Source organism: Chelatococcus sp. XZ-Ab1, from assembly GCF_029309855.1.
Taxonomy (GTDB): domain Bacteria; phylum Pseudomonadota; class Alphaproteobacteria; order Rhizobiales; family Beijerinckiaceae; genus Chelatococcus_A; species Chelatococcus_A sambhunathii.
The window spans coordinates 189,720-202,178 of record NZ_JARKII010000002.1 but is presented as its reverse complement, the minus strand read 5'-3'; the positions used below and the strand labels follow the sequence as shown (position 1 = coordinate 202,178).

General features: G+C 68.8%; 11 protein-coding genes. 7 read left to right on the top strand and 4 right to left on the bottom strand.

Going from position 1 to position 12,459, the window contains the following annotated elements:
* From P2T65_RS04365 to P2T65_RS04350, 4 genes are all read right to left on the bottom strand, one after another.
* Positions 1-852, bottom strand: a complete 852-nt coding sequence (locus tag P2T65_RS04365) for an ABC transporter permease subunit (protein ID WP_055458810.1) — start codon at positions 850-852, stop codon at positions 1-3.
* Positions 849-1,670, bottom strand: a complete 822-nt coding sequence (locus P2T65_RS04360; RefSeq protein WP_071924598.1) for an ABC transporter permease subunit — start codon at positions 1,668-1,670, stop codon at positions 849-851. Before P2T65_RS04360 ends, P2T65_RS04365 begins: the two co-directional genes overlap by 4 nt.
* Positions 1,671-1,865: 195 nt before the next feature.
* Positions 1,866-3,002: an extracellular solute-binding protein gene (locus P2T65_RS04355; RefSeq protein ID WP_055458812.1), complete on the bottom strand. Its 1,137-nt coding sequence runs from the start codon at positions 3,000-3,002 to the stop codon at positions 1,866-1,868.
* A 37-nt stretch (positions 3,003-3,039) separates the two neighbouring features.
* Positions 3,040-4,191, bottom strand: coding sequence for an ABC transporter ATP-binding protein (locus P2T65_RS04350; RefSeq protein ID WP_071924597.1), 1,152 nt, complete (start codon positions 4,189-4,191; stop codon positions 3,040-3,042).
* 427 nt (positions 4,192-4,618) lie between these two features.
* On the opposite strand from P2T65_RS04350, the gene P2T65_RS04345 reads away from it, so the two are divergent.
* The 7 genes from P2T65_RS04345 to P2T65_RS04315 all read left to right on the top strand — a co-directional run bounded on the left by P2T65_RS04345 (position 4,619) and on the right by P2T65_RS04315 (position 12,328).
* Positions 4,619-6,565: a sigma-54-dependent Fis family transcriptional regulator gene (locus P2T65_RS04345; protein ID WP_276199278.1), complete on the top strand. Its 1,947-nt coding sequence runs from the start codon at positions 4,619-4,621 to the stop codon at positions 6,563-6,565.
* Between the two features lie 173 nt (positions 6,566-6,738).
* Complete coding sequence (locus P2T65_RS04340) at positions 6,739-7,785, top strand: NAD(+)/NADH kinase (protein ID WP_055458815.1); 1,047 nt, start codon at positions 6,739-6,741, stop codon at positions 7,783-7,785.
* Between the two features lie 42 nt (positions 7,786-7,827).
* Positions 7,828-8,811: a thiamine pyrophosphate-dependent dehydrogenase E1 component subunit alpha gene (locus P2T65_RS04335; RefSeq protein WP_063188426.1), complete on the top strand. Its 984-nt coding sequence runs from the start codon at positions 7,828-7,830 to the stop codon at positions 8,809-8,811.
* Between the two features lie 35 nt (positions 8,812-8,846).
* Complete coding sequence (locus P2T65_RS04330) at positions 8,847-9,866, top strand: alpha-ketoacid dehydrogenase subunit beta (RefSeq protein ID WP_055458817.1); 1,020 nt, start codon at positions 8,847-8,849, stop codon at positions 9,864-9,866.
* A gap of 10 nt (positions 9,867-9,876) precedes the next feature.
* Positions 9,877-10,995, top strand: a complete 1,119-nt coding sequence (locus tag P2T65_RS04325) for an acetoin dehydrogenase dihydrolipoyllysine-residue acetyltransferase subunit (protein WP_063188431.1) — start codon at positions 9,877-9,879, stop codon at positions 10,993-10,995.
* 100 nt (positions 10,996-11,095) lie between these two features.
* A complete protein-coding gene (locus tag P2T65_RS04320; protein ID WP_276199277.1) occupies positions 11,096-11,230 on the top strand; it encodes an SDR family oxidoreductase in 135 nt (44 codons plus the stop codon).
* Positions 11,231-11,359: 129 nt separating this feature from the next.
* A complete protein-coding gene (locus tag P2T65_RS04315; protein WP_276199276.1) occupies positions 11,360-12,328 on the top strand; it encodes a helix-turn-helix domain-containing protein in 969 nt (322 codons plus the stop codon).
* The last annotated feature ends 131 nt before the right edge of the window (positions 12,329-12,459 follow it).

The window sequence follows — 12,459 nt, the reverse complement described above, 5'->3', positions numbered from 1 at the left end:
TCAGTGGCCGACGCGCGACAGCACGTCCGCCTTGAGGAAACGTTCCACCACCAGCATGAAGGCGATGGAGGGCACGAGCAGCAGCAGCGCCGTGATCGAGGCGATCTGGTAGTTGCCGCCGGCGCCTGCCGTATAGAGCAGAAGCGGCAACAGGTTGACATCCGGCGCGCCGACGAAGAACGAGCCGGTGAATTCGTCGAGGGATTCGAGGAAGACGAAGATGGCGCTCGCCATCAGCCCCGGGGCGGCGAGCGGCAGGGTGACGTCGCGGAAGGCGCGCAGCGCGCTCGCGCCGATGGAGCGGGCGGCCTCCTCCAGCTCCCGGTCGACCGCCGAGAAGGCGGCGGTGGCGATCCACACCGCATAGACGAGCCCGTGCGTGACGTGGACGAGGACGACGCCGGGAATGGTGCCGTTGAGACCGAGTCCGTAGAACAGCCGCGCGATGTTGACGTAGACGGGCAGGTTCGGGAACGCCTGCGGGATGAGGAAGGCGATCAGGATGAGGCTGCGCAGCGGCAGCTTGAGCCGCGCCAGCGCATAGCCCGCCGGCACGGCGAGCGCGAGCGCCGCGATCACCGTCAGGGTTGCGACGAAGACGCTGTTCGCCAGGGATTCCATGGCATTGCCGCGCGGCGAGAAGACACGCTGCCAGTAGCTGAAGCCGTATTCCAGCGGCAGCGCGTGCGGGAAGTACCAGCGCTCCGCCACCGTCCACAAGACGAGATTGGTGAGCGGCCCGAAGATGATGAAGGCGAGAAGGCCGAGGACCAGCCCGCGCGGCAGCCACCAGAGGTCGATCCGCGGCAGCCGGCGGCCGGTAGCCGGTGTCGTCGTCGCGAGGCTCGTCATGCCCGGCTCCTCACGTTGTGCCTGAGGTAGATCCAGGCAATGCTCGCCGTGATGAGCAGCGAGATGAGGCCGAGCGCATTGGCGACGCCGTAGTCGCGATAGGCGTTGAGGCGGAAGGCGATGTCGGCGGTGATCATGGTCGGCGACTGGGCGTTGATCATGAGCGGCACCGACAATACCGACATCATGGTGACGAAGGACAGGACGAGCCCGACGATGAGCGTCGTCGCCACCTGCGGCACGACGATCTCGATGAGGATGCGCAGGCGCGAAGCACCGAGGTTGCGCGCCGCCTCGATGGTGCCGCGGTCGAGCGAGGCCATGGCGCCGGAGACCAGCAGGGCCACGAAGGGCGCCTGCTTCCAGACGAAGGCGATGACGATGCCGCGCCAGTCGAGGAAGCTCGTCGTCTCGAGCGGCGTCAGGATACCGAGGGAGACGAGCGTGTTGTTCATCATGCCGTTCTTGGCGAGAAAGGTTCGCAGCACCTGGCCGACAACGATGAAGGGGATGAACAGCGGCCAGCGGTAGAGCCAGCGCAGGACGGCGACGGCGTGCGGGTTCTCGCCGAGCGTGAGATAGCCGCCGATGGCGATGGCGACGAGGCCGATGATCGCCGTCGACAGGCTGACGATGACGACCGTGAACAGGATGTCCTGGCTGTAGAGGGCGAAGGCCTTGTCGAAATTGCCGAACCCGTAGCGGCCCTCGACCTCGAAGGCGCCGACGACCGAGGCGCCGAGCGGCACGATGAAGAGCAGCGTGATCGTGGCCAGCGCCGGCAGGACGAGGATGAGGCCGAGGAGGCGTTTCGACATGGGGTGATCCGGTTATGCCGGGAACATTGTAGTGGAACGGTGCCGCCCCTCCCCCCTTATGGGGGAGGGGGCAGGGAGGGGGGCAGCAGGCAGGAGGTCGTGCTCCTGCGTCGCGACGCCCACCCCCGGCCCTTCCCCCACAAGGGGAGAGGGGCGAATGGCGCCCGGCTGTTCCGCCGGGCGCCAATGGCCCGCTCAGTTCGAGACCTGCCGCTCGTAGGCCTCGAGGATCGCGTTGTTGTAGGGCGCGATCGGGAAAGGCTTGCCGTTCTTGGCGAGGTCCTCCGGAGTGATGTCCTTGAACAGCTTGTTCCAGGTCGCGTCGTCGAGCTCGGCCTGGACGTGCTGGGCGTCGATGCCGGGATACCAGTTGAAGCGCTTGACGATGCCCTCGGCCTGTACCTTCGGGCTCGTCGCCATGGCGACGAACTTCTCGGCAAGCTCCCGGTTCGGACTCTTCGCCGGCACCACGTAATGCATCGGCTGGCCGGGCATGCCGGGCTCGGGCAGGATGAGCTTGAGGTCCGGCGGCAGGCGCCCGTCCGCCTGCCAGGAATAGAACATGTCGACCCACACCGGGCCCATGGCGATTTCGCCGCGGCTCAGGAGGTCGAGCGTGCCGGCGTTGCCGGGGGTGAGGGTCGCGTGGCGCGTGAAGTCCTTGAGGCTGGCAAGCGCCTTGTCCCACTTCTTCGTCTCGGCTTCTTCGAAGGGGCCGTTCTGCAGCTTGCCGGCGTCGCCCTCGCCGAAGGCGTAGATCCAGCCCATGACGAAGCTGACACCGGAGGCGCCGCCCTTGATGCCGTTGTAGCCGAACTGCTTGGGGTTCGCCTTGGCCCATTCCGCGAGCTCGGCATAGCTCTTCGGCGGGTTGGCGAGAAGATTGGGGTTGTAGGCGAGCGCCGTTTGGCTGTTGAACATCGGCATGACATAACCGCTCACCCTGGTGCCGAGCGCCATGTCGGCATTGCCGCGGGTGACGAGCTTGCCGCTCGGGATCTTGTCGCGATAGGCCTCGAGATAGCCCGCCTCCACCATGGGGCCGGCGAACTTCTCGTGCACGACGGCGACGTCGACGTCCCATTTGGCGCTGCCGGCCTTGGCCTGGGCCTCGAAGCGCTCGAGGATCTTCTGCGAGCCGGCATCGCCGGGCCCGGTACCGACCACGCGCACCTTGGCGCCGGGATTTTCCTTTTCGAACAGCGGGCCGAGATATTCACTCACATATTCGACCATGTTCTGGTCGCCGGCGGTGACCACCGTCAGCTCGGCTGCCGCGGCCGGCGTGGCCGCCAAGCCGAGGGCGAGAGCCGCATTGAACAACGTTTTCATCGTTCGGTCTCCGTTATGGCGGGCGCGGGGCCCTGTGTCAGGCTCCGGCCAGTTCGCTGGCCTTGTCTGTCTTGTGTCCGGCAAACTCGGCCGCGGCCGGTTCGGCGCCGGGCGGGTTGAACAGGAAGAGCGCCTCAGGCGGCACGCACACCTTCACGGCCGCGTCCGGGGCGAAGGCCTGCGGCGCGTCGGCGAGAACGGTGTCGGGGCCGACGGCGACGGCGTGGCGCCAGTGGCCGCCGGGATAGCTCGCGCTCTCGATGCGGCCGGATAGAACCAGCGTGCCCTCCGGGACATGCGCGGCATCGCCTGCCGGCACGAGCTTGGCCGCCTCGGCGCGGAAGCGGGCGACGACAGGTCCGTCGGCGAGCGGCCGCCCCGAGAGTGGCACGGCACAGGGCTCGTTCGTCGGTCCGGCCGTGATGGCGAAGCGGTCGCCCGCGACGGTTCCGACAAGGCCGATGCTGTTCTCCGCACCCATGAAGGCGGCGACAAAGGACGAGACGGGCCGGTTGTAGACCTCCTCCGGCGTGCCGGCCTGAGCGATGCGGCCGCTGTCAAGGATGACGATGCGGTCGGCCATCACCATCGCCTCCTCGCGATCGTGCGTGACATGGATTGCGGTGATGCCGAGCCGGCGCTGCAGGGCGCGGATCTCGTGCCGCACGGAGAGGCGGATGCGGGCGTCGAGGTTCGACAGCGGCTCGTCGAGCAGCAGGATCTCGGGATCGATGGCGAGCGCCCGGCCGAGGGCAACGCGCTGGCGCTGGCCGCCCGAGAGCTCGGCCGGCTTGCGGCGCGCGAGGCCGGTGAGACCGAGCAGCGCCTCCATCTCCGCGACACGCCGGGCGATCGCCTCGGCCGGCTGGTGACGCAGCTTGAGGCCATAGCCGATGTTCTGTGCCACGGTCATGTGCGGCCACAGGGCATAGGACTGGAAGACGAGAGCCATGCCCCGCTTGTCCGGCGGCAGGCGCGTCACGTCGCGGCCCGCGACGGAGACGGTTCCCGCCGAGGGCATCACAAAGCCTGCGATGGTCCGGAGCAAGGTGGTCTTGCCGCAGCCCGAGGAGCCGAGCAGGGCGACGAATTCCCCCTTGGCGATGGCGAGGTCGATGCCGTCGAGCACCGTTGTCGCGCCATAGGCGACGCTCGCCTTCTTGACCTCGAGAAACGGCGCCAGTGTCATCGAGCCCCCCGTTGCACAGGTGTGCATCGCGGAACGGCGATGCCCTGCAAGCCAGGTCGGGACATAGGTCCCATTCATAACATCCCGATGACGGTTTGGGCAGACCGGTTGCGGCGTTGCCGCCCCCTTGAGCAGGACGCTTTCTTCCCCCGGGAGCGGTTCTTGTGGGATTGTGAATGAGCGGGTGGGCCGCCTCTCCGCTCGCCATGGCCGGCCTTATCCCGGCCATCCACGATTTCGAGGCCCGCGTCAGGCGCGGGTATGACGGCGCAACGGGTTTGAGACGGTTTCACACGCACGGTCAACGGTTTGAAGCGAGGTGGAAGGCGTCGCGAGGGTTAGCCGTGCCGTCGCGGCTTGATCGGACCGGCGTCCGGGGCGACACTTCACGAAAAAATCGAACAGACATATGGGGAGGAGCGCAGCCATGAGGCAGGAGCAGGCCGCCCATATCGACGAGGTCGTGCGGGTCGCCGTCGGCGAGCGGACAGCGCGCGATGCGGTGATTCAGGAGTCGTGGCGGCGGTGCGTGGACGAGCACAAGCTCGATCCCGTCGTGCTGCGCGATGCGCAGATCCTGCCCCAGGCGCAACTGCGCGAGCATCGCGACGCCATGGACGAGTTCCTGCACACCGCGCGCGTGGGGCTCGAGACGCTCTATCGGCAGGTCTGCGGCCTCGGTTATGTGCTGCTTCTCACCGATGCCAAGGGGGTCACAGTCGATTTCATCGGCGATCCCACCTTCAACGACCAGTTGCACCGGGCCGGGCTCTATCTGGGCGCCGACTGGGCCGAGACGCATATGGGTACCTGCGCCGTCGGCACCTGCATCGCCACCGGCGAAGCGCTGACGGTGCACCAAAGCGACCATTTCGACGCGACGCACATTCCACTCACCTGCACTGCCGCCCCAATCTTCGATTCAGGCGGCACGCTCGCAGGCGTTCTCGACATCTCGGCGCTGAAGTCGCCGGAGCCGAAACAAAGCCAATACCTCGCGCTCCAACTCGTCAAATCCTATGCTCACAAGATCGAGAACGCCAACCTCCTCAACAATTTCCGCAGCGAGTGGATCCTCAAGCTGGCGGCGAGCCAGGAATTCGCCGACGTCGATCCCGACTGCGTGCTGGCGATCGATGCGGGCGGGCGCATCATCGGCTTCAACGACCGCGCGCGCCGCCTCCTGCTGCGCGAAGCCGCCTTGCGCTCGATGCGCAATCCGAACCCGCTCGGGGCGATGATCAGCGACTATCTCGACTGCCGGATCGACGACCTGCCCCTCTTCGCCCATTCGCTGCCGACGCGCCAGCGGGCGGTCCGGCTGCTGGCGAGCGGCACGACCCTCTTCGCCCAGAGCCTGCCGCCGCCGGCTCGCGCGTCGCAGCAGCCTGCGCCGGCACGGAAGGCGGCCTTGGCTCGTCCGCTCGAGACGCTCCATGGCGGCGACCCGATGATGGAGGAAGTCGTCGCCAGGGCCGCCCGGCTCGTCAACACGCAGATGAGCATCCTCATCCATGGCGAAACGGGCACCGGCAAGGAGCATCTCGCCAAGGCCATCCACGCTGCGAGCGCGCGAGCGGGAAAGCCCTTCGTCGCCGTGAACTGCGCGGCGCTGCCCGAAACGCTCATCGAGAGCGAATTGTTCGGCCACGAGCCGGGCGCCTTCACGGGCGCTGCGGCCAAGGGCAAGAAGGGCCTCGTCATCGAGGCCGACGGCGGCACGCTCTTCCTCGACGAGATCGGCGACATGCCGCTCGCGCTGCAGACCCGCCTGCTGCGCGTGCTCGCCGAGCGCGAGGTGACGCCCGTCGGCCGCACCCGGCCGGTGCCGGTTAACATCCGCGTCATCGCCGCCACGCACCGCGATCTCGTCGAGCTGGTGCGGGCCGGCGAATTCCGCGAGGACCTCTACTTCCGCCTCAACAGCGCCGTGCTCGCCCTGCCGGCGCTGCGCCAGCGCGCCGATCTCGTCTGGCTCATCGGGCACCTCATGGCCACGCACGGCGACGGCGCGCTGCCGCGGCGGCTCTCGCCCGCCGCCATGAACGCCCTTAAGGCCCATTCCTGGCCCGGCAACATCCGCGAGCTGGTCAATTGCCTCGACTATGCCCGCGCCGTCGCGACGAGCGACGTCATCGACGTTGCCGATCTGCCGCCGACCATCTTTGAGGAGGCACTGCTTCATTCCCCGGTGCCATCGCCGGCCTGCGCCGCCGTCCCGGAGGAGACGGCGCGGGCGGAGCGCCTCGTCGAGGCCTTGCGCGCGCGGCAGTGGAACGTCTCGGCGGTGGCGCGGGAATGGGGTCTCGACCGCTCCACCATCCACCGTCGCATGCGCCGCTTCGGCATCGTGCCGCCGCATAAATTGAGCTGACGGGCGCCACACCTGTTGCAGGCGGGGCGCCACAGCTGGGGCGCCGGCGCCTCACCAGTCCCGCCTGAGAGAACAGCCGGATTGTTTGTTTGCAATGACTTGGCGCTGATCGCGCCGTTGGCATCGTCCTTGCCGCATCCTTCGCAAAAGACGACAAGCGAAGGGAGGACGGCTTGGGGCCCATCGTCGGCATCATTGCCAATCCGGTCTCGGCACGCGACATCCGCCGTGTCGTCGCCAATGCGGCGAGCCTGCAGATCGCCGATCGCGCCAACATCGTGCTGCGCGTGCTCGCCGCGCTCGCCGCCTGCGGCATCGAGCAGGTGGTGATGATGCCGGAGCACGGCGGCATCCGCGGCCACGTGATGCGCGGCATCGAGCGCTCGCGCAACCAGGGCGAGACCCGCTTTCCGCATGTCACGCATCTCGACATGCCGGTCACCGGCACGGCGGAGGACAGTGCGCGTGCCGCCCGCCTCATGCACCGCGCGGGCGTCGCAGCCATCGTCGTGCTCGGCGGAGACGGCACGCACCGGGCCGTGGTCAAGGAATGCGGGCGGGTGCCGATCGCCGGCATCTCGACGGGCACCAACAACGCCTTCCCGGAGCATCGCGAGCCGACGATCACCGGCCTCGCGGCCGGCCTAGCCGCCACCGGGCGCGTGCCGGCCAGAGTCGCCTTCGCGTCCAACAAGCGCCTCGACGTCGCGGTCGGCGAGCGGCCGGCGGAGATCGCGCTCGTCGACGTCGCCTTCGTCACCGACAGCTATATCGGCGCCAGGGCGCTGTGGCGCACCGAGACCTTCCGCGAGCTCTTCGTCACCTTCGCCGATCCGGAGGTGATCGGCATGGCGGCCATCGCCGGGCTGATCGAGCCGGTCGGGCGCGGGGAGGCGGGCGGCATGATGGTTTCGCTGGCGCCCGCCGCGACGGCGCGCACCGTCCTCAGCGCTCCCATCGCACCCGGCCTCGTGGTGCCCGTCGGCATCGACGACTGGCGGCGTATGCCGGCGGGCATCCCCTTCCACCCGCATCTGGCCGCCGGCTCCGTCGCTCTCGACGGCGAGCGCGAGATCTTCTTCGACGGGCGGGAGGCTGTCTCGGTGACGCTCACGGCCGATGCCTTCCGCACCGTGAACGTGCCCGCCGTCATGCAGTTCGCCGCGACGCACGGGCTCCTCAGGGCCGGGGCATCCCTGCTCGCCACGGCTCTCGCCTGAACCAACGACAACCCCAAGGGTCGACCAAAGGAGGAAATGCCGATGTCCACCAATCCCTTCCCGCTCGACAAGGCGGACCTGATGAAGGCCTACCGCACCATGCGGACCATCCGCGAATTCGAGGAGCGGCTGCATGTCGAGTTCGCCAAGGGCGACATTCCGGGCTTCGTCCACCTCTATGCGGGAGAGGAGGCCTGCGCCACCGGCATCATGATGCACCTGACCGACGTCGACCGCATCGCCTCCACGCACCGCGGCCACGGCCACTGCATCGCCAAGGGCGTCGATGTCCACGAGATGATGGCCGAGATCTACGGCAAGGCGACCGGCGCCTGCCGCGGCAAGGGCGGTTCCATGCACATCGCCGACCTCGCCAAGGGCATGATGGGGGCGAACGGCATCCTCGGCGCCGGCGCCCCGCTCGTCTGCGGCGCCGGCCTCGCGGCCAAGTTCCGCGGCGACGGCGGCGTCGGCATCACCTTCTTCGGCGATGGCGCCTCCAACCAGGGCATGGTGCTGGAGAGCATGAACCTTGCCGCCGTGTGGAACCTGCCGGTCATCTTCGTGGTCGAGAACAACGGCTATGCGGAATCGACCTCGGTCGATTACGCCACCGCCGTCGATTCCTATGTCGACCGCGCCTCCGGCTTCGGCCTGCCGGGCGTGACCGTGGACGGCACGGACTTCTTCGCCGTCTACGAGGCGGCCGGCGAGATGATCCGCCGCGCGCGCGAGGGCGGCGGGCCGGCGCTGCTCGAATGCAAGATGGTCCGCTTCTTCGGCCATTTCGAAGGCGACGCCCAGACCTACAAGGCCAAGGGCGAGAACGACTACAACCGCGAGCACCGCGACTGCCTGAAGATCTTCGCCGCGCGCGTGCGCGAGGCAGGCGTTGTCACGGCGGACGAATTCGCGGCGATCGACCGGGAGGTCGGGGTGCTCATCGAGGATGCGGTGGCTTCCGCCAAGGCCGCGCCGCTGCCGTCGGCACGCGACCTCACCACCGACGTCTACGTCGCCTACTGACGCTCGACAGCCAAGAACATCCGGAGGAAACCGTCATGGCCCGCAAGATCAGCATGAAACAGGCGATCAACGAGGCGCTCGACCTCGAGATGCGCCGCGATCCCGCCGTCATCGTCATGGGCGAGGATATCGTCGGCGGGGCCGGCAGCCCCGGCGAGGAGGATGCCTGGGGCGGCGTGCTCGGCGTCACCAAGGGGCTGCACGCCAAATATCCCGGCCGGCTGCTCGACACGCCCCTGTCGGAATCGGCCTATATCGGCGCCGCCATCGGCGCGGCCGCCTGCGGCATGCGCCCGGTGGCCGAGCTGATGTTCCTCGATTTCATGGGCGTGTGCTTCGACCAGATCCTCAACCAGGCGGCGAAGTTCAAGTACATGTTCGGCGGCAAGGCCAAGACCCCCGTCGTCATCCGGGCCATGGTGGGTGCCGGCTTCCGCGCCGCGGCCCAGCATTCGCAGATGCTGACGCCCGTCTTCACCCATGTGCCGGGGCTCAAGGTCGTCTGCCCGTCCAATGCCTATGACGCCAAGGGCCTGCTCATCCAGGCCATCCGCGACGACGATCCCGTCATCTTCTGCGAGCACAAGAACCTCTACGGCCATGAGGCCGACGTGCCGGAGGAGGCCTATGCCATCCCCTTCGGCGAGGCGGCGGTGGTGCGCGAGGGCAAGGACGTCACCATCGTCAGTTACGGGCTCACCGTGCACCGGGCGCTGGAGGCGGCCGAGCGGCTCGCCAAGGAGCGCATCGAGGCCGAGGTGATCGACCTGAGGACGCTCTCGCCCATCGACTGGGACACGGTCCTCGAGAGCGTCGAGACGACCGGCCGGCTCGTCGTCGTCGACGAGGCGAACCCGCGCTGCTCCATCGCGACGGATGTGTCCGCGCATGTGGTGCAGGAGGCCTTCGGGGCGCTGAAGGCCGCGCCGCAGATGGTGACGGCGCCGCACACGCCGGTGCCGTTCTCGCCCGTGCTCGAGGACCTCTACATCCCAACGGCGGATGCGATCACCGCCGCGGTGTCGAAGATCGCGCCGCGCGCCATGGCAGCTTGAGGGGAAGGACATGACGGATCAGCGCATCAAGCCGGTGGTGATGCCCAAGTGGGGCCTTGCCATGGAAGAGGGCAAGGTCACGGGCTGGCTGAAGCGGCCCGGCGACCGAATCGCCGTCGGCGACGAGATTGTCGAGGTCGAGACCGACAAGATCGCCGGCGTCGTCGAGGCGAGCGAGGCCGGCGTCCTGCGCCGCGCCATCGGCGAGGTCGACACGGTCTATCCGGTCAAGGCCCTCATCGGCGTCGTCGCCGATGCCGACGTGCCGGAGGCGGAGATCGACGCCTATGTGGCCGGCTATGTCACCCCTTCCGCCGACGAGGCGGGCGAGGAGGAAGCCGGCCCGACCTACGAATTCGTCGAGACGCCCGCCGGCCGGCTGCGCTATGCGCGGCGCGGGGAGGGCGCCGAGACGATCGTGCTCGTGCACGGCTTTGGCGGCGATCTCGACAACTGGCTGTTCAACATCGATGCGCTGGCGGACAAGGCGACGGTCTATGCGCTCGACCTGCCGGGCCATGGCCAGTCGGCCAAGGCGATGCCGGAGGGAGGCGTCGAGGGCCTCGCCCGCGCCCTCCTCGGCTTCATGGACGCGCTCTCGATCGAGTGCGCCCACCTCGTCGGCCATTCCATGGGCGGCGCCGTGTCGACGCTCGCGGCCAGCGCCGCGCCGGGGCGGGTGAGATCGCTGACCCTGATCGGCTCGGCCGGGCTCGGGGAGGAGATCAATGCCGACTACATCGCCGGCTTCGTCTCGGCCGCCTCCCGGCGGGAGCTGAAGCCGGTGGTGGAACAGCTCTTCGCCGATCCGTCCCTCGTCAGCCGCCAGCTCGTGGAGGACCTCCTCAGATACAAGCGCCTCGACGGCGTCTCGGCGGCGCTCGAGGCGCTGTCCGGCGCCTTCCTCGCCCACGGGCGGCAGAAGACGCTCGTCGCCTCCTCCCTTGCCGCACTCGACATCCCCGTCCTCGTCGTCTGGGGCGCGGAGGACCGCATCATCCCGGCCGCCCATGCCGAGGCGCTCAATGGCCGCGCCAAGGCCGAGGTCATCCCCGGCGCCGGGCACATGGTGCAGATGGAAAAGGCAAGCCGCGTCAACGAGCTGATCGGCGCCCATATCACCGCCTGAAGACCGCTGAGAACGCCGTAGACCTGCAACGGAGGCCGGCCCGTCGTGGCCGGCCGAGGAGAAAGCCATACCGTTCGGACTGAAGGACAGGAGCATCATCGTGACCGGCGCCGTGCTCGGCCGGGCGTCGACGGCGCAGGATCTTGTCGGCGTGGCCTGCTTCCTTGCGTCGCCGGCCTCGGACTTCATGACCGGCCAGTCACTGCTCGTCGACGGCGGCATGGTCTTCGTCTGAGCGAGAGGCTGGCCGGTTCGCGCCATGCGGCCTTAAGTCTAGGGTCACACGGCTTGTCCGCTCGGGCCGGCGCCACTATCGTCGGTGGCAAGGGGCGGCCATAACGCCCGCACGGTGGGAGGAAGCCACATGCGCGATGCGTCGGTGGCACGCCACGTTGACCGCATCGAATCAGCCATCGCAGGCAGCGAGGCGGCGCATTCGGCCCTCGTCGCGTCCTGGCAGCGCTCCTGTGCCCTGCACCGGCTGGATCCCGCCGACGCCCGTGGTCCGCAGACGCTCACGGGTCCGGAGCTGCAGCGGGCGCGCGAACGGCTGGATCTGCTGATCCGGTCGGCGCAGGACAGCCTCGACCGCCTTTACCAGGCGGTGGGAGGCGTCGGCTGCTGCGTGCTCCTCGCCGATGCCGACGGGGTGCCCGTCGACCGGCGCGGCGCCCCCGCCGACGACGAGACCTTTCATCGCTGGGGCCTGTGGACCGGGACGGTCTGGAGCGAGGCGAGCGAGGGGACGAACGGCATCGGCACCTGCCTCGTCGAGCAGCGTCTCCTCACCATCCACCGCGACCAGCACTTCCACGCCCGCAACAGCGGCCTCAGCTGTACCACCGCCCCGATCCACGACCATGAGGGCCGGCTCGCGGCGGCGCTCGACGTGTCGTCCTGCCGCGCCGACCTCACCGAGGGCTTCGTCAACCTCATCGCCGTCGCGGTGAGCGACGCGGTGCGGCGCATCGAGGCGGAGAATTTCCGGCGCGCCTTTCCCGACGCCCGTGTGCTCCTGGCGCCATCGCCGGAGCGTGGCGGGGGCGGACTGATCGCCGTCGACCGGCACGATCTCGTCATCGGCGCGACGCGCGCCGCCCGGCTTGCCTTCGGTCTCCGCGACGACGACCTCAGGGGCTCGCTGCCGGCCGCGGATCTCCTTGCCGGCGGGCCGGGAGGACGCGAGCAGCTGGCGGATGCCGAGCGCGGCGTCATCCAGCGCGCGCTGGCGCGCTCGCACGGCAATGTCTCGGCGGCGGCCGCCTCGCTCGGCATGAGCCGCGCCACCTTCTACCGGGCCCTGAAGCGGCTGCGCCTCGACGCCGCCCACTGATCCCGACCCGAAAATCTCCCGCCGAACTGTCTCAGTTCTGAAACACTCGCCGGCCGGCAGGCGTGCGGGAGCGGCTGACGGCCTTCGGCGCAGGGCGCAAGCTTCCTCACCGGCTCGCAGCAGCCTTCTCG

Bases quoted from the DNA above. Each gene is read 5' to 3' on its own strand.
- P2T65_RS04355 (WP_055458812.1), bottom strand. From the start codon at position 3,002: ATGAAAACGTTGTTCAATGCGGCTCTCGCCCTCGGCTTGGCGGCCACG.
- P2T65_RS04365 (WP_055458810.1), bottom strand. From the start codon at position 852: ATGACGAGCCTCGCGACGACGACACCGGCTACCGGCCGCCGGCTGCCG.
- P2T65_RS04360 (WP_071924598.1), bottom strand. From the start codon at position 1,670: ATGTCGAAACGCCTCCTCGGCCTCATCCTCGTCCTGCCGGCGCTGGCC.
- P2T65_RS04345 (WP_276199278.1), top strand. From the start codon at position 4,619: ATGAGGCAGGAGCAGGCCGCCCATATCGACGAGGTCGTGCGGGTCGCC.
- P2T65_RS04335 (WP_063188426.1), top strand. From the start codon at position 7,828: ATGTCCACCAATCCCTTCCCGCTCGACAAGGCGGACCTGATGAAGGCC.
- P2T65_RS04350 (WP_071924597.1), bottom strand. From the start codon at position 4,191: ATGACACTGGCGCCGTTTCTCGAGGTCAAGAAGGCGAGCGTCGCCTAT.
- P2T65_RS04330 (WP_055458817.1), top strand. From the start codon at position 8,847: ATGGCCCGCAAGATCAGCATGAAACAGGCGATCAACGAGGCGCTCGAC.
- P2T65_RS04325 (WP_063188431.1), top strand. From the start codon at position 9,877: ATGACGGATCAGCGCATCAAGCCGGTGGTGATGCCCAAGTGGGGCCTT.
- P2T65_RS04315 (WP_276199276.1), top strand. From the start codon at position 11,360: ATGCGCGATGCGTCGGTGGCACGCCACGTTGACCGCATCGAATCAGCC.